1 protein-coding gene is annotated in these 19,954 nt (G+C 77.5%); it reads left to right on the forward strand.

Annotation, left to right across the window (positions count from 1 at the left end; translation table 11 throughout):
* Nucleotides 1–13: 13 nt before the first annotated feature.
* Nucleotides 14–19,882, forward strand: coding sequence for a non-ribosomal peptide synthase/polyketide synthase (locus ACFCY1_RS01075; protein ID WP_375873066.1), 19,869 nt, complete (start codon nt 14–16; stop codon nt 19,880–19,882).
* The last annotated feature ends 72 nt before the right edge of the window (nt 19,883–19,954 follow it).

A 19,954-nucleotide genomic window follows, 5' to 3' on the forward strand; every position in this document is an offset into this window, starting at 1 on the left:
GGACCCGACGACCATGACGCCTTCGACGCCTCCGACGCCCTCGAAGCGGGACCGCGCCGCGGCCCTGCCCGCCGACCTGCGCGAAGCCCTGCGCCGGCGGCTGGCCGGCCGGTCCGGCGGCGACGGGGCCGCCGCCGAGCGGGCCATCCCGCGCGCCGACCGCGGCCGTCCGCTGCCGCCCTCCTTCGTCCAGCAGCGGCTCTGGTTCCTCGACCGGCTGCGCCCCGGGGACCCGCGCTACAACAGCGCCGTCGCCCTGCGCTTCACCGGCGAGCTGGACCGCACCGCGCTCGCCGCGGCGCTGACCGCCGTGGTGGCGCGCCACGAGGCGCTGCGCACCACCTTCGCGGAGAGCGACGGCCGGCCGGTGCCGACCGTCCGGGAGCCCGGGCCGGTGGAGCTGCCGGTCCGCGAACCGGCCGAGGGCGAGAGCCTGGACGCCGTCCTGCTCCAGGAGTACTCCCGGCCCTTCGACCTCGAACGGGGGCCGCTGCTGCGCGCCCTGCTGGTCGCCGAGTCGCCGCGGTCCCACGTCCTGCAGCTGACCGCCCACCACATCGTCACCGACGGCTGGTCGATGGGCGTCGTCCTGGACGAACTGTGCACCGCCTACGACGCCCTGGCCCGCGGCGCCGACCCCGCACTGCCCGAAGTCGCCGCCCAGTACCCGGACTTCGCGGCCTGGCAGCGCGAGCAGCTCGCCGGCGACCGGCTGGAGCGGCAGCTCGCCCACTGGCGGGAGAAGCTGGCCGGCGCCGTGCCGTCCGACCTGCCGCTGGACCACCCGCGGCGCGGCGAGGAGGCCGGCCCCGGCGGCCTGCACACCTTCACCGTGCCCGCGCCGCTCACCGCCCGGCTGCGCGCCCTCGCGACCGAGCAGCAGGGCACCCTCAACACCGCGCTGGTGGCCGGCACCCAGGCGCTGCTCGCCCGCTGGTCCGGCCAGCAGGACGTCACCGTCGGCTCGCTGATGGCCGGGCGCACCCGCACCGAACTGGAACGGGCCGTCGGCTGCTTCGTCAACACGGTGGTGCTCCGCACCCGGGTGGCGCCCGACGCCTCCTTCCGCGAGCTGCTCGCCGCCGCCACCGAGACCGGCAACGACGCCCTCGCACACGGCGACACGCCCTTCGAACGGATCGTCGAGGCGGTCGGCGCGCCCCGCGAGGCCGGCCGCAACCCGCTGTTCGACGTCCTGGTGCTGCTGCACCCCGCCCCGCCCACCGCCGGGGACCGGCCCGGACTCGCCACCGCCCCGGTCACCGTGCCCCGGCAGGCCGCCACCTTCGACCTCAGCGTGGAGTTCGTCCCCGACGGCGAGGCGCTCACCGGCGTCCTGGAGTACCGCGCCGACCTCTTCGACGCCCCCACCGCGGGCCGGATGGCCGAGCAGCTGCTGCGCCTGCTGGAGGGCGCCGCCGCCGAACCGGACCGCCCGCTCGCCACCCTGCCGCTGCTCTCCGCGCGGGAGACCGAGCAGGTCACCCGGGGCTGGAACGCCACCGCACTGCCCGTCGAGGCCGTCAGCCTGCCGGAGCTGCTCCGGCGCCGGGCCGAACGGACCCCGCACGCCCTGGCCCTGGTCGCGGGGGAGGAGCGCCTCGACTACGCCGAACTGGACGCCCGCGCCGAACGGCTCGCCCGCCGACTGGCCACCACCGGCGCCGGCCCCGAACGGCTGGTCGCGCTGCGACTGCCGCGCACCGCCGACCTGGTGGTGGCCGTCCTCGCGGTCTGGAAGGTCGGCGCCGGCTACCTGCCGCTCGACCCGGCGCTGCCCTGGGAGCGGGTCGTCTACGTGCTCGAGGACGCCGGGCCGGCCCTGTTCCTGGACGAGGACACCCTGCGCGACCTGTCGGGCAACGACGACCCGGTCGACGTCGTCCTTCCCACGCCGGACCTCGCGACCCCCGCGTACGTGCTCTACACCTCCGGCTCCACCGGCCGCCCCAAGGGCGTCAGCGTCCCGCACCGCGCCCTGGCCCACCTGCTCGCCGCCCACCGGGCCGGCTTCGTCGCCGACGCGGGCGGCGGCCCGCTGAACGTCGCCCTGACCGCCTCGTTCTCCTTCGACACCTCGCTGGAGGGCCTGCTGCTGCTCGCGGACGGCCACCCGCTGCACCTCGTCGACGAGACCACCCGGATGGACCCGGCCGCCCTGGTCGAGTACGTCGTCCGCCACCGGATCGACTTCCTCGACCTCACCCCCTCCTACCTGCGCCAACTGCTGCCCGCCGGGCTGCTCGACGACCCCCGCCACCGCCCCCGGGTGCTGATGCTCGGCGGCGAGGCGGTCGCCCCCCGGCTCTGGCGCGAACTCGCCGCCCGCCCGGAGACGGCCGCCTACAACTACTACGGCCCCACCGAGTGCACCGTCGACGCCATCGCCTGCCGGATCGACGGCGGGGACCGGCCGCTGATCGGCCGCCCGCTGCCCAACGTCCGCGCCTACGTCCTGGACGGCCGGCTCCAGCCCGTGCCGCCCGGGGTCAGCGGCGAACTCCACCTGGCCGGCGAACAGGTCGCCCGCGGCTACGACGGCCGCCCCGGCCTGACCGCCGCCCGCTTCACCGCCGACCCGTACGGCCCGCCCGGCACCCGGATGTACCGCACCGGCGACCTGGCCCGCTGGACGGCCGACGGGCGCCTGGAGTACCTCGGCCGCGCCGACGACCAGGTCAAGGTGCGCGGCCACCGGATCGAACCCGGCGAGATCGAGGCGGCCCTGCTCGACCTGCCCGAGGTCCGCGCCGCCGCCGTGGCCGCCGTCCCCGACGCCCACGGCCACCACCGGCTGGCCGCCTACCTGGTCTTCGCCGACGGCGCCGCCCGCCCCGCCGCCGACCTGCGCGCCGCCCTGCGCCGGGTGCTGCCCGACCACCTGGTGCCGTCCTCCTTCACCGTGCTCGACGCCCTGCCGCTCGGCACCAGCGGCAAACTCGACCGCCGAGCCCTGCCCGCCCCCGAAACCGACGTCCGGGAAGGGGAGTTCACCGCCCCGCGCACCCCCGAGGAGGAGACCCTCGCCGCCATCTGGGCCGAGGTGCTGGGCGTGCCCAGGGTCGGCGTCACCGACAACTTCTTCGAACTCGGCGGCGACTCGATCCTGAGCATCCAGGCCGTCTCCCGGGCCCGCGCGGCGGGCCTGCGGATCGGCTCCCAGGACGTCTTCCGCCACCAGACCGTCGCCGACCTGGCCGCCGCGGCCCGCACCGCCGAGCCTCCGGCCGCCCCCGCGCCGCGCCACCACCAGGACGGGCCCGCTCCGCTGACCCCCGTCCAGGAGTGGTTCTTCGCCGCCCACGGCCCGCTGCGGCACTTCACCATGTCGATGCTGCTCGACCTGCCGTACGGGCTGGACGAAGCCGCGCTGGACCGGGCGCTGGGCGCGCTGGTGGCCGCCCACCCGGCGCTGCGCACCCGCTTCACCCGCACCGGGGACGGCTGGCGGCAGGAGCCGGCCGCGGACGCCGGGGCGCTGCTGACCGCCCTCGACCCGGCCACCGACCCCGCCGACGACCGGGAGGCGGAGCGGGAGGCGGCCGCCGAGGCCGCCCGCGCCGAGCTGGACCCGGCCACCGGGGCGCTGCTGCGCGCCGTGCTGTTCCGGCCCGCCGACGGCGCCCGGCCCCAACTCCTCCTGACCGCCCACCACCTGGCCGTCGACAGCGTCTCCTGGCGGGTCCTGCTCGCCGACCTGGCGCAGGCCTACCGGCAGGCCGCCGAGGGCCGCACCCCCGACCCGGCGCCCGAGCCCACCGCCTTCACCGACTGGGCCCACCGGCTCGCCGAACTCGTCCGGACCGGCGGCCTGGACGCGGACCTGCCGTACTGGACCGCCGAGACCGCCGCCCCCGCGGGGCCGCTGCCCGTCGACCTGCCCGGCACCCCCACCGCCGGCTCGGTGCGCACCCTGCGCCACCGGCTCGACCGGGCCACCACCGAGGCGCTGCTGCGGAAGGTCCCCGAGGCCTACCGGACCCAGGTCAACGACGTGCTGCTCAGCGCGCTGGGCCGGGCCCTCGCCGACTGGACCGGCACCGGGCGGGTCACCGTCGCGCTGGAGGGCCACGGCCGCGAGGACCTCTTCGACGGCCTCGACCTCTCCCGCACCGTCGGCTGGTTCACCACCCAGTACCCCGTCACCCTGGACCTGCCGGAAGGGACGGACTGGGCCGCCACCCTCAAGCGGGTCAAGGAGCGGCTGCGCGCCGTGCCCCGCCGGGGGCTGGGCTACGAGGCCCTCGCCCGGCTCGGCTCGGCCGCCGCGCTGAGGGACCGTCCGCTGCCGCAGGTCTGCTTCAACTACCACGGCCAGTGGACCGCCCCCGAGGGCGGCGACTTCGCCCCCGCCGGGCAGGCCCCCGGCCGCGACCTCGCCCCCGACGAGCCGCTGGACCACCTGCTCGACGTCTCCGCCGTCGTCGCCGACGGCGAGCTGGAACTCACCTGGCACTACAGCGACCGGGTGCACCGGGAGGAGACCGTCCGGGCCCTGGCCGAGGCCACCGCCGCCGCGCTCACCGGCATCGTCGAGCACTGCGCGAGCCCCGGCGCCGGCGGCCGCACCCCCTCCGACTTCCCGCTGGCCGGCCTCGACCAGGCCGCGCTGGACCGGCTGGTCGGCGACGGCCGGGACGTGACGGACCTGCTGCCGCTCACCCCGCTCCAGGAGGGCATGCTCTTCCACCGCCTGGTCGGCGGCGAGGACGACGTCTACCTGGACCAGGCCGCCCTGCTGCTGGAGGGCGTCGCCGACCCGCGCGCCCTCGCCCTGGCCTGGCAGCGGGTCGCCGACCGTACGCCCGCGCTGCGCACCTCCGTGGTCTGGGAGGGCGTGCCCGCCCCGCTCCAGGTGGTGCGCCGGGGCGTCCGGCTGCCGGTGACCCACCTCGACCTGCGGGCCGTCGACCCGGCCGAGCGCGCCGAACGGCTGGAGCGGCTGAAGGCCGAGGACCTCGCCCTCGGCCTGGACATCGCCACCGCCCCGCTCACCCGGCTCACCCTGGTCCGGCTGCCCGAGGCCCGGGTCCAGCTGCTGTGGACCTCCCACCACCTGGTCCTGGACGGCTGGAGCCTCGCCCAGGTGCTCACCGACGTGTTCGCCGAGTACGCGGCGCTCACCACCGGCGCCGCCCCCGCCCCGGCGGTGCGCCGGCCCTTCGCCGACTACGTGCACTGGCTGGCCGGGCAGGACGCCGGGGCCGCCCGGGCCCACTGGCGGTCCGTCCTGGACGGCTTCGCCACCGCCACCCCGCTGCCCGCCGACCGGGCGCGGCGCGAGGCCCACCGGGCCCGCTCGGCGGGCAGCCTCAGCGCCGCCCTGTCCGAGCAGGTCTCCGAGCAACTCGCCCGCACCGCACGGCAGTCCGGGCTGACCCTCGGCACCGTGGTGCAGGGCGCCTGGGCGCTGCTGCTGTCCCGCTACAGCGGCGAGCCGGACGTGCTGTTCGGCACCACCGTCTCCGGCCGGCCCGAGGAGCTGCCCGGCGTCGAGTCGATGATCGGCATGTTCATCAACACCCTGCCCACCCGGGTCCGGGTGGACGGCGAGCGCACCGCCGCCGACTGGCTGCGGGAGCTCCAGGGGGACCAGGCCGAGGCCCGCCGGCACTCGGCGGTCTCGCTCGCCGAACTCACCGGCTTCAGCGACGTCCCCGCCGGCAGCGCGCTGTTCGACAGCATCGTCGCCTTCGAGAACTACCCCTTCGACGACGCCCGCGCCGCCGGCACCGGAGTGCGCCTGGCCGAGGTCTCCTCCCGGGACGCCACCAGCTTCCCGCTGGTGCTGCGCGCCTACCAGGGCGGGCAGGTCGGCTTCGACCTCGCCTACGACCCGGAGCTGTTCGACGCCGCGACCGTGGACGCCCTCGCCGGGCGGCTGCGGCTGCTGCTCACCGAGCTGGCCGCCGGGCTGGACCGCCCGCTGCGCGCGCTGGCCTGGACCACCGAGGAGGAGCGCCGCCGGCTGCTGGTCGACTGGAACGGCACCGCGCAGGGCCGGCCCGCGCGCACCCTGGTCGACCTGTTCGAGGAGCGGGCCGCCCGCACCCCGCGGGCCGAGGCCGTCACCTGCGGCGGGGAGCACCTCGACTACGCCGAGCTGGACGCCCGGGCCGACCGGCTCGCCCACCGGCTGGCCGGGTTCGGCGCCGCCCCCGAGCGGTACGTCGCCCTGGCGCTGCCCCGCACCGCCGAGCTGGTGGTGGCCGTCCTCGCCGTCCTCAAGACCGGCGCGGCCTACCTGCCGCTCGACCCGGGCCTGCCCGCCGAACGCCGCGCCGAACTGCTGCGCGACGCCGCCCCGGTGGCCCTGGTCACCCTGGAGGCCCCGGCCGATCCGACCGGCGTCGAGGTGCCCGTCCTCGCCCTGGCCGACCCCGGGGTGCGCGCCGACCTGGCCCGCCGCCCGGTCGGCCCGCTCGGCGCCGGCCACCGCCCGCTGCCCGACAGCCCCGCCTACGCCATCTTCACCTCCGGCTCCACCGGCCGCCCCAAGGGCGTCGTGGTGCCGCACGCCAACGTGGTGCGGCTGTTCGAGCAGACCCAGGAGCTGTTCGGCTTCGGCGCCGAGGACGTCTGGACGCTCTTCCACTCCTACACCTTCGACTTCTCGGTCTGGGAGCTGTGGGGCCCGCTGCTGCACGGCGGCCGGCTCGTCGTGGTGCCCGAGGACACCGCCCGCTCCCCGGAGGACTTCCTGCGGCTGCTCGCCGAGGAGCGGGTCACCGTCCTCAACCAGACCCCGTCCGCGTTCCACCAGCTGGCCCGCGCCGACGCCGAACTCCCGGACGTCTCCGCCCGGTTGGCGCTGCGCACGGTGGTCTTCGGCGGCGAGGCGCTGGACGTCACCCGGCTCGCCGACTGGTACCGGCGCCACCCCGAGGACGCGCCGCGCCTGGTGAACATGTACGGCATCACCGAGACCACCGTGCACGTCACCCACACCGCGCTGGACCCGGCGACCGCCACCGCCGGCGGCCCCGGCCCGATCGGCACCGGCATCGCCGACCTGCGGCTGTACGTGCTCGACGGCGACCTCGCCCCGGTGCCCCCGGGCGCCGTCGGCGAACTGTACGTGGCGGGCGAGGGGCTGGCCCGCGGCTACCTCAACCGGCCCGGCCTGACCGCCGGCCGCTTCCTCGCCGACCCCTTCGGCGCCCCCGGCACCCGGATGTACCGCACCGGCGACCGGGCCCGCTGGCAGGCCGACGGCACCCTGCGCTACCTGGGCCGCGCCGACCAGCAGGTCAAGATCCGCGGCTACCGGATCGAACCCGGCGAGATCGAGGCCGCCCTCCAGACCCACCCGGGCGTCGCCCTGGCCACCGTCGGCGTCCACGAGGACGCCACCGGCACCCGCCGGCTGGTCGCCCACCTCGTCGGGGAGGACCCGGCCCGGCCGCCGGGCGCCGCCGAGCTGCGCGCCCACCTGGAACGCCTGCTCCCCGCCTACCTGGTGCCCGCCGCCTACGTCCCGCTGGCCGCCCTGCCGCTCACCCCCAACGGCAAGCTCGACCGGCGCGCCCTGCCGGTGCCCGGCCCGGACGGCTTCGCGGCCGGCCGCGGGCGCACCGCGCCCCGCACCCCCGCCGAGCGGCTGGTCGCCGAGGCCTGGGCGGAGGTCCTGGACACCGGCGCGGTCGGCGCCGAGGACGACTTCTTCGCCCTCGGCGGGGACTCCATCCTCGCCGTACGGGTCACCGCCCGGCTGCGCGCCGCCTTCGGCGCCGCCGACCTCTCGCCCCGGGTGCTGTTCACCCACCCCGTGCTCGCCGACCTGGCCGAGGCGCTCGGCGCACCCCGCCCCGGCGCCGCACCGGCCGTCATCCCCGCCGCCGACCCGGCGGCCGAGGCGCCGCTCTCCTACGCCCAGCAGCGGCTCTGGTTCCTCGACCGCTTCGAGCCCGGCAGCACCGAGTACACCTCGCTGTCCGTGCTGCGGCTGCGCGGCGCCCTCGACCGGGCCGCCCTGGGCGCCGCCCTGGACGCCCTGGTCGAGCGGCACGAGGCGCTGCGCACCACGTACGCCGAACGGGACGGCCGGGCCCGGCAGGTGGTGCGCCCGCCGCACCCCGTCGAGCTGCCCTGCGCGGATGTCCCGGCGGCGGAGCTGGACGCCCACCTGGAGCGGATCGCCACCGCCCCCTTCGACCTCGCCGAGGGCCCCGTGCTCCGCGCCCACCTGGCCCGGACGGCCGCCGAGGAGCACGTCCTCGCCCTGGCGGTGCACCACATCGCCACCGACGGCTGGTCGATGGGCGTGCTCGGCCGCGACCTCGGCGAGCTGTACGCCGCCGCCCTCGAACGGCGGAGCCCCCGGCTGCCCGCGCTGCCCGTCCGGTACACCGACTACGCGGCCTGGCAGCGCACCCGCACCGCCGCCGCCGAGGCCGACCTCGACCACTGGCGCCGGGCCCTGGACGGCCTGGCCCCGCTGGAACTGCCCACCGACCGGCCGCGCCCCGCGGTGCGCACCCGCGAGGGCGCGCTGACGACCTTCACGCTTCCCGCCGAGCTGACCGCCCGGCTGCGCGAGCGCGGCCGCGAGGCCGACGGCACCCTCTACACCGTCCTGCTGGCCGCCTGCCAGGTGCTGCTGGCCCGCTGGTCCGGGCAGCGCGACGTCGCCGTCGGCACCGTCACCTCCGGCCGCGAGCAGGGCGAACTCCACGACGTGGTCGGCATGTTCGTCAACACCCTGGTGCTGCGCGGCGACATCCGCCCCGAACTGACCTTCCAGGAGCTGCTGACCGCCGCCCAGCACGCCGTGCTGGACGCCCTGGCCCACCAGGAGGTGCCCTTCGAACGGCTGGTGGACGCCCTCCAGCCGGAGCGCGACACCAGCCGCACCCCGCTGTTCCAGGTGATGGTGGCACTGCACAACCTCGGCGCCGAGACGCCCCCGCTGCCCGGCCTGACGGTCGAACCCGTCACCCCGCCGGTCCGCAGCGCCGCCTTCGACCTCTCCTTCGACTTCGCCGAGCACGACGGCGGCCTGACCGGCTACCTGGAGTACAGCACCGGGCTGTTCGACGCGCGGACCGCCGAGCAGCTGGCCCACCGGCTGACCACCCTGCTGGCGGCCGTCGCCGAGGCGCCCGGGACGGCCGTCGGCGAGCTGCCGCTGATGAGCGGGGACGAGCGGCGGCAGGTGCTGCGCCAGGGCCGGGGCGAGCCGCTGCCCGGGCCGGACACCACCTTCACCGCCCTGTTCGAGGAGCAGGCCGCCCGCACCCCGGACGCCACCGCGCTGGTCGCTCGGGACGCCACGCTGGACTACGCCGCCCTCAACGCCCGGGCCAACCGGCTCGCCCGCCACCTGACGGCCCTCGGCGCCGGCCCGGAGCAGGTGGTCGCCGTCCGGCTGCCGCGCACCTCCGACCTGGTGGTGGCGCTGTTCGCGGTGCTCAAGGCCGGGGCCGTCCTCCAGTTCGTCGATCCGGACCTGCCCGAGGAGCGGGCCGCCCTGCTGCTGGCGGACACCCGGCCGCGCACGGTGCTGACCGAGCGGGTCCTGCGCGAGGTGCCCTGGGACGCCCTGCCCGGCCACGACCTGACCGACGCCGAGCGGACCGCCCCGCTGCGGCCCGGGAACGCCGCCTACCTGATCCACACCTCCGGCTCCACCGGCCGCCCCAAGGGCGTGGTCGTCGAGCACCGCCAGCTGGTCAACCTCTGCCGCGACCACCGGGAGGGGATGCTCGCCCCGCACACCGCCGACGGCGCCCGGCTGAAGGTCGCCCTCAGCGCCTCCCTCTCCTTCGACACCAGCTGGGAGGGCCCGCTGCTGCTGGTCTCCGGCCAGGAGCTCCACCTGATCGACGAGGACGTCCGGCTGGACCCGCAGGCCTTCTGCGCCAGGATCGTCGAGCAGCGGCTCGACGTCGTCAACGTCACCCCCTCCTACCTGCGCGAACTCACCGCCGCCGGACTGTTCGGCCCCGCCCCGCACCACCCCCGGCTGCTCCAGCTCGGCGGCGAGGCGATCCCCGCCGCCACCTGGCGGGAGCTGGCCGAGGTCCGGGCCCGACTCGGCGTCACCGTCTACAACCTGTACGGGCCCACCGAGTGCACCGTCGACGCCGCCTACGCCCGCTGCGCCGACCACCCCGGGCGCCCGGTGATCGGCCGGCCGGGCCGCGGCGTCACCGCCTACGTGCTGGACGGCGCGCTGCGCCCGGTGCCGCCCGGCATGCCGGGGGAGCTGTACCTGGCCGGTCGGCAGGTCGCCCGCGGCTACCTCGGCCGGCCCGGGCTCACCGCCGGCCGGTTCCTCGCCGACCCGTACGGCGCCCCCGGCACCCGGATGTACCGCACCGGCGACCTCGCCCGCTGGGACGCCGCCGGGCAGCTGGAGTTCCTCGGCCGGGCCGACGACCAGGTCAAGATCCGCGGCTTCCGGATCGAGCCCGGCGAGGTCGAGGCCGCCCTGCTGACCCACCCCGACCTCGCGGACTGCGCCGTCGCCGCCCGCGAACAGGGCGGCCGCACCCTGCTGGTCGGCTACCCGGTGCCGGCCGGCGACCGGGTGCCGCCCGCCGAGGAGCTGCGCGCCTGGCTGCGGCGCACCCTGCCCGACCACCTGGTGCCCACCGCCTTCGTCCCGCTCGCCCGCGTCCCGCGCACCACCAGCGGCAAGACCGACCGGCGCGCCCTGCCCGCCCCGCCCGCCCAGCCGGACCGCACCACCCCGTACGTCGCCCCGCGCCCCGGCACCGAGGAGCGGCTCGCCGCGATCTGGGCCGAGGTGCTGGGCGTGCGGCGGGTCGGCGCCCGGGACAACTTCTTCGCGCTCGGCGGCGACTCCATCCTCAGCATCCAGATCGTCTCCCGGGCCCGCGCCGCCGGACTCGCCCTCACCACCAAGGACGTCTTCCGCTATCAGAACGTCGCCGAACTCGCCCTCTGCGCCGGGGAGTCGACCGTACGGACGGAAGCGGAGGAGGCCGAGCCCGCCGAGGCCCCGCTCACCCCGATCCAGCACTGGTACCTCGACGGGCGCCGCCCCGGCGAGGCGCTGCGCTTCACCATGACCCAGCGGCTGGTGCTGGCCCCGGACACCGACCCGGCGGCGCTGCGGCAGGCGGTGCTCGCGCTGGTGGAGCACCACCCGGCGCTGCGCACCCGCTTCCGCCACGGCGAGGCCGGCTGGCACCAGGAGGTCCGGGAACAGGCACCGGACGGTGTCTTCACCCACCACCGGACCGTCCTGGAGACGGAGGTGCAGCGGGCCGCCGAGGAGGCCCAGCGCTCCCTCGACCCGCTCCAGGGCCGGATGCTGCGCGCCCTGTACTTCGACGGCGGCGCCGGCCGGCCCGGCCAGCTGGTGCTGACGATCCACCACCTGGCCGTGGACGGCGTCTCCTGGCGCATCCTGCTGGCCGACCTCGAAGCCGCCCACCAGGCCGCCCGCGGCGGCGCGCCCGTCCGGCTGCCGGAGCCGGGCACCTCCTACACCCGGTGGGCCGCCCGGCTGGAGCGGCACACCCGCTCCGGCGCCCTGGACGGCGACACCGCGTACTGGACCCGCACCGGCGAGGCCCCGGCCGGGCTGCCCGCCGGGCGCCCGGGCGCCAACACCCACGGCGCCGCCGCCACCGTCACCGTGACGCTGGACGAGGCGACCACCGGGGCGCTGCTGCGCCGCGTCCCCGAGGTCTACCGCACCCAGGTCAACGACGTCCTGCTCAGCGCCCTCGGCCGCACCCTGGCCCGCTGGTGCGGCCGGGACACGGTGCTGATCGGGGTGGAGGGCCACGGCCGCGAGGACCTCTTCCCCGACCAGGACCTCTCCCGGACGGTCGGCTGGTTCACCGCCGAGTTCCCGCTCGCCCTGCGCGTCGACCCCGAGGCCGGCTGGCACCACACCCTGCGCTCGGTCAAGGAGCAGCTGCGCGCCGTCCCGCTGCGCGGACTCAGCCACGGCGCGCTGCGCCACCTGCTCCCGTCCGCCCTCCCGGAAGGCGCGGCCGCGCCGCAGGTCGGCTTCAACTACCACGGCCAGTGGGACACCCGCACCGGCGCCGACGGGCTGCTGCGCGGCTCGCTGTCCCCGGCCGGGCGCGACACCGACCCCGACGAGCCCCGCCCCTACCTGCTCGACGTCATCGGGGCCGTCCAGGACGGCCGGCTCGAACTGGGCTGGACCTACCCGGCGGAGGTGTACGAGGAGGCCGCCGTCCGCGCCCTCGCCGAGCAGACCCTCCAGGCGCTGCGCGAGCTGGCCGAGCACTGCGCGGGCCCCGGCGCCGGCGGCCGCACCCCGTCCGACTTCCCGCTGGCCGGCCTCGACCAGGAACGGCTGGACGGCCTGGTCGGCGACGGCCGCGAGGTCGCGGACGTGCTGCCGCTGACCCCGCTGCAGTCCGGCATGCTCTTCCACGGCCTGGTCGACGAGGACGGCGCCTACGTGGACCGGATCGCCGTCCGGCTGGCCGGCGTCGGCGACCCGGCGGCCTTCGCCGCCGCCTGGCAGCAGGTCGCCGACCGCACCCCGGCGCTGCGCACCGCCGTGCACTGGCGCGGCCTGCCGCACCCCGTCCAGCTGGTCGCGCGCCGCGCCGCCCTGCCCGTCCGCCACCTGGACTGGCGCGCCCTGACGCCCGAACGGCGCGCCGAGGAGACCGAGCGGCTGCTCGCCGAGGAGCGGGCCGCCGGCCTCGACCTGGGCACCGCGCCGCTCACCCGCCTCGTCCTGGCCGCGCTGCCCGGCGAGGAGGTACTGCTGCTCTGGTCCACCCACCACGTGATCCTGGACGGCTGGAGCACCGGCCAGCTGCTCACCGAGGTCTGCGAGGAGTACGCCGCGCTGACCGGCGGCCCGCAGGCGCCCCGCCCCGTCCGCCGCCCGTTCGCGGACTTCCTGGCCTGGCTGCGCGAGCAGGACGGGCGGGCCGCCGAGGAGCACTGGGGCGCCGCGCTCGCCGGGTTCGCCGAACGGACCGCGCTGCCCTACGACCGCCGCCCCGCCGGCGCCCACCGGGCCCGCTCCACCGCCGCCGTCCACCGCGTCCTGGACGAGGCGGCCTCCGCCCGGCTGCGGGAGAACGCCGCCGCCGCCGGACTGACCGTCAACACCCTGGTCGAGGGCGCCTGGGCGCTGCTGCTGGCCCGCTACGGCGGCACCGCGGACGTCGTCTTCGGCACCACCGTCTCCGGGCGCCCGGCCGAACTGCCCGGCGTCGAGACGATGATCGGCCTGTTCATCAACACCGTGCCCGCCCGGGTCCGGATCCCCTCGGGCGGCGTGCTGCCCTGGCTGCGCGACCTCCAGGACCGGCAGAGCGAGGGCCGCGGCCACGACCACCTGGCGCTGACCCGGATCCAGGGCCTGAGCGAACTGCCCGCCGGCGAGCCGCTGTTCGACAGCATGCTGGTGTTCGAGAACTACCCCGTCGACGAGTCCGCCGCGGACCGCACCGGCGTCCGGGTGGTCGAGGTGCGCGCCGACGACGCCACCACCTTCCCCTGGTGCCTGCGCGCCCACCTGAGCGGACAGCTCGCCTTCGACCTGGCGTACGACCCCGCGCTCTTCGACCAGCGCACCGCCCGGGACGCCGCCGACCGCCTGGCCCTGCTGCTGACCGCCCTCGCCGACGGCCTGGACGGCGACCTCGCCGCGCTGGACCCGCTCACCCCGGCCGACCGCGACCTGCTCGCCTCCTGGCACGCCACCGCCCGCCCGCCGGAGCCGCGCAGCCCGCTGCGGATCTTCGCCGAACAGGTCCGCCGCACCCCCGACGCCCCCGCCGTGCGCGAGGGCGGGCGCGAGCTGAGCTACCGCGGGCTGGACGACTGGTCCGACCGGCTGGCCGCCCGGCTGCTCGCCGACGGCCTGGCCCCCGAGGACCGGGTCGCCCTGGCGATGGACCGCGGCACCGAACTCGTCGTCGCCCAGCTGGCCGTCCTCAAGGCCGGCGGCGCCTACCTGCCCGTCGACCGGCGCGCCCCCGAGGAGCGCCGCCGCACCCTGCTGGAGCGGGCCGGCGCGGCCGCGACCCTGACCGCCGGACAGGTCGCCGCCGCCCGCGACGGGGCGGCCGCCCCGGACCTGCCGCCCGCAGACCCGGACCGGCTGGCGTACGTGATGTACACCTCCGGCTCCACCGGCGAGCCCAAGGCCGTCGCCGTCCGCCACCGCGACGTGGCCTCGCTCGCCACCGACAGCCGCTTCACCGGCGGCCGCTGCGCCCGGGTGCTGCTGCACTCGCCGGTCGCCTTCGACGCCGCCACCTTCGAGGTCTGGGCGCCGCTGCTGAACGGCGGCTGCGTGCTCGTCGCCCCCGACGGGCCGGTGGACGCCGCCCTGCTGCGCCGCCTCGCCGGCCCCGACGGGCCGACGGCGCTCTGGCTCACCGCAGGGCTGTTCCGGCTCCTCGCCCAGGACGCGCCGGACTGCTTCGGCGGCCTGCGGACCCTGTGGACCGGCGGCGACGTGGTGCCCGCCGCCGCCGTGCGCCGCGTCCTGGCGGCCTGCCCCGGGCTGACCGTGGTGGACGGCTACGGGCCCACCGAGACCACCACCTTCGCCACCGCCCACGCCCTGTCGGACGCCGCCGCGGTGCCCGACACCGTCCCGATCGGCCGCCCGCTGGACGACCGCCGGGCGCACGTCCTGGACGCCCGGCTGCGGCCCGTCCCGCCGGGCTGCGCGGGCGAGCTCTACCTGGCCGGCGAGGGGCTGGCCCGCGGCTACCTGGGCCGCCCCGGTGCGACCGCCGCCCGCTTCCTCGCCGACCCCTCCGGCCCGCCCGGCGCCCGGATGTACCGCACCGGGGACCTCGCCCGGCGCCGCCCCGACGGCACCGTGGAGTTCCTCGGCCGCGCGGACGACCAGGTGAAGATCCGCGGCTTCCGGGTCGAGCCCGCCGAGGTGGAGGCGGCCCTCGCCGCCCACCCGCTGGTCGCCGACGTCGCCGTGGTCGTCCGCGAGGACCGGCCCGGCGCCCGCCGGCTGGTCGCCTACGCCGTCGGCACCGACGGCGCCCCCGACCCCGGGGAACTGCGGGACTTCGCCGCCCGCGCCCTGCCCGACTACCTCGTCCCGTCCGCCTTCGTCCCGCTCGACGCCCTCCCGCTGAGCCGCAACGGCAAGGTCGACCGCGCCGCCCTCCCGGCCCCCGAGGAGCGGCCCGGCGGGCGCCGCGAGCGGGTCGAACCGCGCACCGCGGCCGAACGCCGCACCACCGAGCTCTTCGCCGAGGTCCTCGGCATCCGCCCGCCCGGCACCGACGAGGGCTTCTTCGACCTCGGCGGCGACTCCATCCTCAGCATCCGGCTCGCCGCCCGCCTCACCGAGGCCTTCGGCGCCGAGCTCGGCCCGCGCGCCGTCTTCGACCACCCCACCCCGGCCGGCCTGGCCCGGCTGCTCACCGAGGAGCCCGCCGCCCCGGCCCGCCCGCCCGTCGTCCCGGTGCCCCGCACGGGCGCCGCCCCGATGTCCCACGCCCAGCAGCGCCTCTGGTTCCTGGAGGAGTTCACGCCCGGCGTCTCCGAGAACGTCGCGCTCGCGCTGCGGCTGCGCGGCACCCTCGACACCGGCGCCCTCGGCGCGGCCCTGGACGCCCTGACGGCCCGGCACGAGTCGCTGCGCACCACCTTCGACAGCGTCGACGGCCACGGCGTCCAACTGGTCCACCCGCCGCACGCCGTGCCGCTGCCGCTGCACGACCTCTCCGGGCGGCCCGCCGACGAACGGCCGCGGGCCCTGCGCGACCTGCTCGCCGCCGACCGCGCCCGCCCCTTCGACCTGCGCCGCGGACCACTGCTGCGCGCCACCCTGGCCCGGCTGGCCGACCGCGAGCACGTGCTGGCGCTGACCCTGCACCACATGGTCACCGACGGCTGGTCCACCGGCGTGCTGCTCACCGACCTGGCCCACCTCTACCGCGCCGAACTCGGCTCCACCGAAGCCGAGTTGGCGCCCCTGCCGGTGCAGTACGCCGACTACGCCCACTGGCAGCGCACCGCCGGGGCCCCCACCGGGGACCAGCGCGCCTACTGGAAGGGCCAACTGACCGGCGTGGTCCCGCCGCAGCTGCCCACCGACCGGCCCCGGCCCGCGGTGCGCACCGCCAACGCCGCCAACGCCGCCACCGTCCGACTGGAACTGCCCGCCGACACCGCCCGCCGGCTGGCCGAGGTCGGCCGGCGGCGCGGCGCCACCCTGTTCACCACCCTGGTCGCCGCCGCCCAGGCCTACCTGGCCCGGCTCTGCGGGGACAGCGACATCACCGTCGGCACCATCACCTCCGGCCGGCACCGGCCCGAGGTCCAGCGGCTCGTCGGATTCTTCGTCAACACCCTGGTGCTGCGCTCCCGGGTCGAGCCCGGACAGCCCTTCGACGCCCTCCTCGGCGAAGTGCGGCAGACCGTCCTCGACGCCTTCGCCCACCAGGACGTGCCCTTCGAGAAGGTGGTCGACGAAGTCCAGCCGGTGCGCGACACCAGCCGCAGCCCGCTGTTCCAGGTCCACGTGGTGCTCCAGAACGCGCCGTCCGCCGAACCCGACCTCCCGGGCCTCGACGTGACCGGCATCGAGCCCGACGCCGTACGGACGCCCTTCGAGCTGGTGCTGGAGTTCGTCGAGACCGCGAGCGGCGCCCTGCACGGCCTGTTCACCTACGACACCGACCTGTTCGACCCGGCCACCGTCGAGCGGATGGCCGGCCAGCTCGCCACCCTGCTCACCGCCGTCGCCGAGGACCCGTCCCGCGCCGTCGGCGCGCTGCCGCTGGCCGGCCCGGACGAGTCGCCCGCCGAGCCGCACGGCGGCTTCCGGCCGGTGGCGGAGGCGACCCTGCCCGAGCTGTTCGAGCGCCGGGCCGCCGCCACCCCCGGGGCACCGGCCCTGCTCGACGGCGAACGGGAGCTGAGCTACGCCGACCTCGACCGGGCCGCCAACCGGCTGGCCCACCAGCTCATCCGGCGCGGCGTCGGCCCCGAGCGGCTGGTCGCCCTCGCCCTGCCCCGCTCGGCGGCCATGGTGGTCGCCCAGCTCGCCGTCGCGAAGGCCGGCGGCGCCTTCCTCCCCGTCGACCCCGACTACCCGGCGCCCCGGCGGGAGTTCATGGTCCGCGACGCCGCCGCCCACCTGCTGCTCGACGACCCGGCCCAGGTCTGGTCCGCCGAGGGCCCGGACACCGCGCCCACCGACGCCGACCGCACCACCGCCCTCACCCCCGCCCACCCCGCCTACGCCGTCTACACCTCCGGCTCCACCGGAACGCCCAAGGGCGTCCTGGTCACCCACCGAGGCCTCGCCGTCTTCGCGGCCGCCGCCGCCGAGCAGTACGCCGTCGGCCCCGGCGACCGGGTGCTCCAGTTCGCCTCGCCCAGCTTCGACGCCTCCGTCCTGGAACTGTGCATCTCGCTGCTCTCCGGCGCCGCCCTCGTCACCGGCGAGGAGGGGCCGCTGGTCGGCGAACGGCTCGCCGAGGCCCTGACCGCCCGCCGGATCAGCCACACCCTGATCCCCCCGGCCGCCCTGGCCACCCTGGAACCCGAGACCGCCGCGGCCCTGACCGGGCTGCGCACCCTGGTCGTCGGCGCCGAGGCCTGCCCGGCCGACCTGGTCGACACCTGGGCCCCCGGCCGGCGCATGGTCAACTCCTACGGCCCCACCGAGGCCACCGTCGTCGCCACCTGGACCGGCCCGCTCGCCCCCGGCAGCGGCAGCCCCGCGATCGGCCGCCCCAGCGGCGCCACCCGCGCGTACGTCCTGGACACCGCCCTGCGGCCGGTGCCGCCCGGCGTCACCGGGGAGCTCTACCTGGCCGGCCCCGGCCTCGCCCGCGGCTACCTCGGCCGCCCCGGCCTCACCGCCCGGAGCTTCCTCCCCGACCCGTACGGCGCCCCCGGCGAGCGGATGTACCGCACCGGCGACCTCGCCCGCCGCGCCGCCGACGGCCAGCTCCGGTTCGCCGGCCGCGCCGACGAGCAGATCAAGCTGCGCGGCTTCCGGATCGAACCCGGCGAGATCGAGAGCGCCCTGCGCCGCAGCGCCCTGGTGCGCGACGCCGTCGTCACCGTCCGCGCCGACGGCCCGGGCGGCGGCCGGCTGGTCGGCTACGTCGTCCCCGCCGACGCCACCGCCGGCGCCCCCGCCCTCGACCTGCGGCTCCACCTCGCCGAGACGCTGCCGCCGCACCTCGTCCCCTCGGCCTTCGTCGCGCTGGAGCGGCTCCCGCTCACCCCCAACGGCAAGCTCGACCGGCGGGCCCTGCCCGACCCCGGTCCCGCCCAGGCCGCGGCCGGCCCCGGCCGGGCGCCGGAGACCGACCTCGAACGCCGGATCGCCCGGATCTGGGCCGACGTCCTCGGCCTCGACGAGGTCGGCGCCGACGAAAACTTCTTCCTCCTCGGCGGCGACTCCATACTCAGCATGCAGGTGGTCTCCCGGCTGCGCCGCGACGGCCTGCACCTGGCCACCCGCGACCTGTTCAGCCACCAGACGGTGGCCGAACTGGCCACCGTCGTACGCACCGCCACCGAGCGCGCCGACGACGGCCCGGTGACCGGCGGCGTGCCGCTCACCCCCATCCAGGAGTGGTTCCTGACCACCCCGCGCGCCGCCCACCACCACTTCAACCAGTCCACCCTGCTCGAACTCGCCGCCGACCCCGACCCGGCGGCGCTGCGCACCGCGCTCGACGCCCTGCTGGAACACCACGACGCCCTGCGGATGCGCTTCACCCGCGACGAGGCCGGCTGGCACCAGTTCAACCCGCCGCCCGCCCCCGCCGAGGACCTCCTGGTCCACCACGACCTGACCGGGCAGGACGCCGGGGCCGCCGACGCGGCCATGGCCAAGGCCGCCGACGAGCTGCACGCCGGCTTCGACCTGGCCCGCGGCCCGCTGCTGCGCGCCGCCCTGTTCACCGGCCACCCGGAGCACCCGGCCCTGCTGCTCCTGGTCGCCCACCACCTGGTCGTCGACGCCGTCTCCTGGCGGGTGCTGCGCGACGACCTGGAGAGCGCCCACCGCCAGGCCGTCCAGGGCGGGCCGGTCACCCTGGGGGAGCGCGGCACCTCCTTCCGGGACTGGGCGCAGCGGCTCGCCGCCCATGTCGCCGAGGGCGGTCTGGACCACGAACTCCCGTACTGGGAGGAGGCGGTGAGCGCCCGGGCGGCCCTGCCTGGCAGTCCGTCCGGGCCCGGCGGTCCTTCCGGGCCCGGCGGTGCCGAGACCGCGGCGGTCACCGTCGACCTCGACGAGGCCGACACCGAGGCGCTGCTGCGCGCCGCCCCCGCCGCCTACCGCACCCGGGTCAACGACGTGCTGCTGGCCGCCCTCGCCCTCGCCCTGGCCCGCTGGAGCGGGCAGCAGCGGATCGGCCTGGACCTGGAGGGGCACGGCCGCGAGGACCTGCTGGACGGCGTCGACCTGTCCCGTACGGTCGGCTGGTTCACCACCGTCCACCCCGTCACCTTCCACGTCCCCGACCCGGCCGAGCCCGGCCCGGACCGCGACTGGCGCGCCCTGGTGAAGTCCGTCCGCCGCCAGCTGCGGGCGGTGCCCGGCAACGGCCTGGGCTTCGGCGCCCTGCGCACCTTCGGGACGCCCGGGGTCCGCGAGCGCCTCGCCGCCGGCGGCCACGGCCAGGTGGTCTTCAACTACCTCGGCCAGTGGGACGCCCGGCCCGAGGCCGCCGGCGACGGCCTGGTCCGCGCCGAACTCGGCTCCTTCGGCCAGGACCACGACCCCCGGGACGGCGGCTCCCACCCGCTGGAGGTGGTCGGCGCGGCCCAGCACGGACGCCTCGCCTTCACCTGGCACCACCGGCCCGCCGCCCACGACACCGGGGCCGTCCGCCGGGCCGCCGAGGACTTCGCCGCCGCCCTGCGGCAGATCGCCCGGCACGCCCGGGAAGGACGGTGACGACACCGCCCACCCGTACCGGACCCGCGCACCCGTACCGACCCCGCCGAGACCGACCGACGATGACGAAGG

Origin of the sequence: Kitasatospora sp. NPDC056273, assembly GCF_042268845.1 — a bacterium.
GTDB lineage: Bacteria > Actinomycetota > Actinomycetes > Streptomycetales > Streptomycetaceae > Kitasatospora.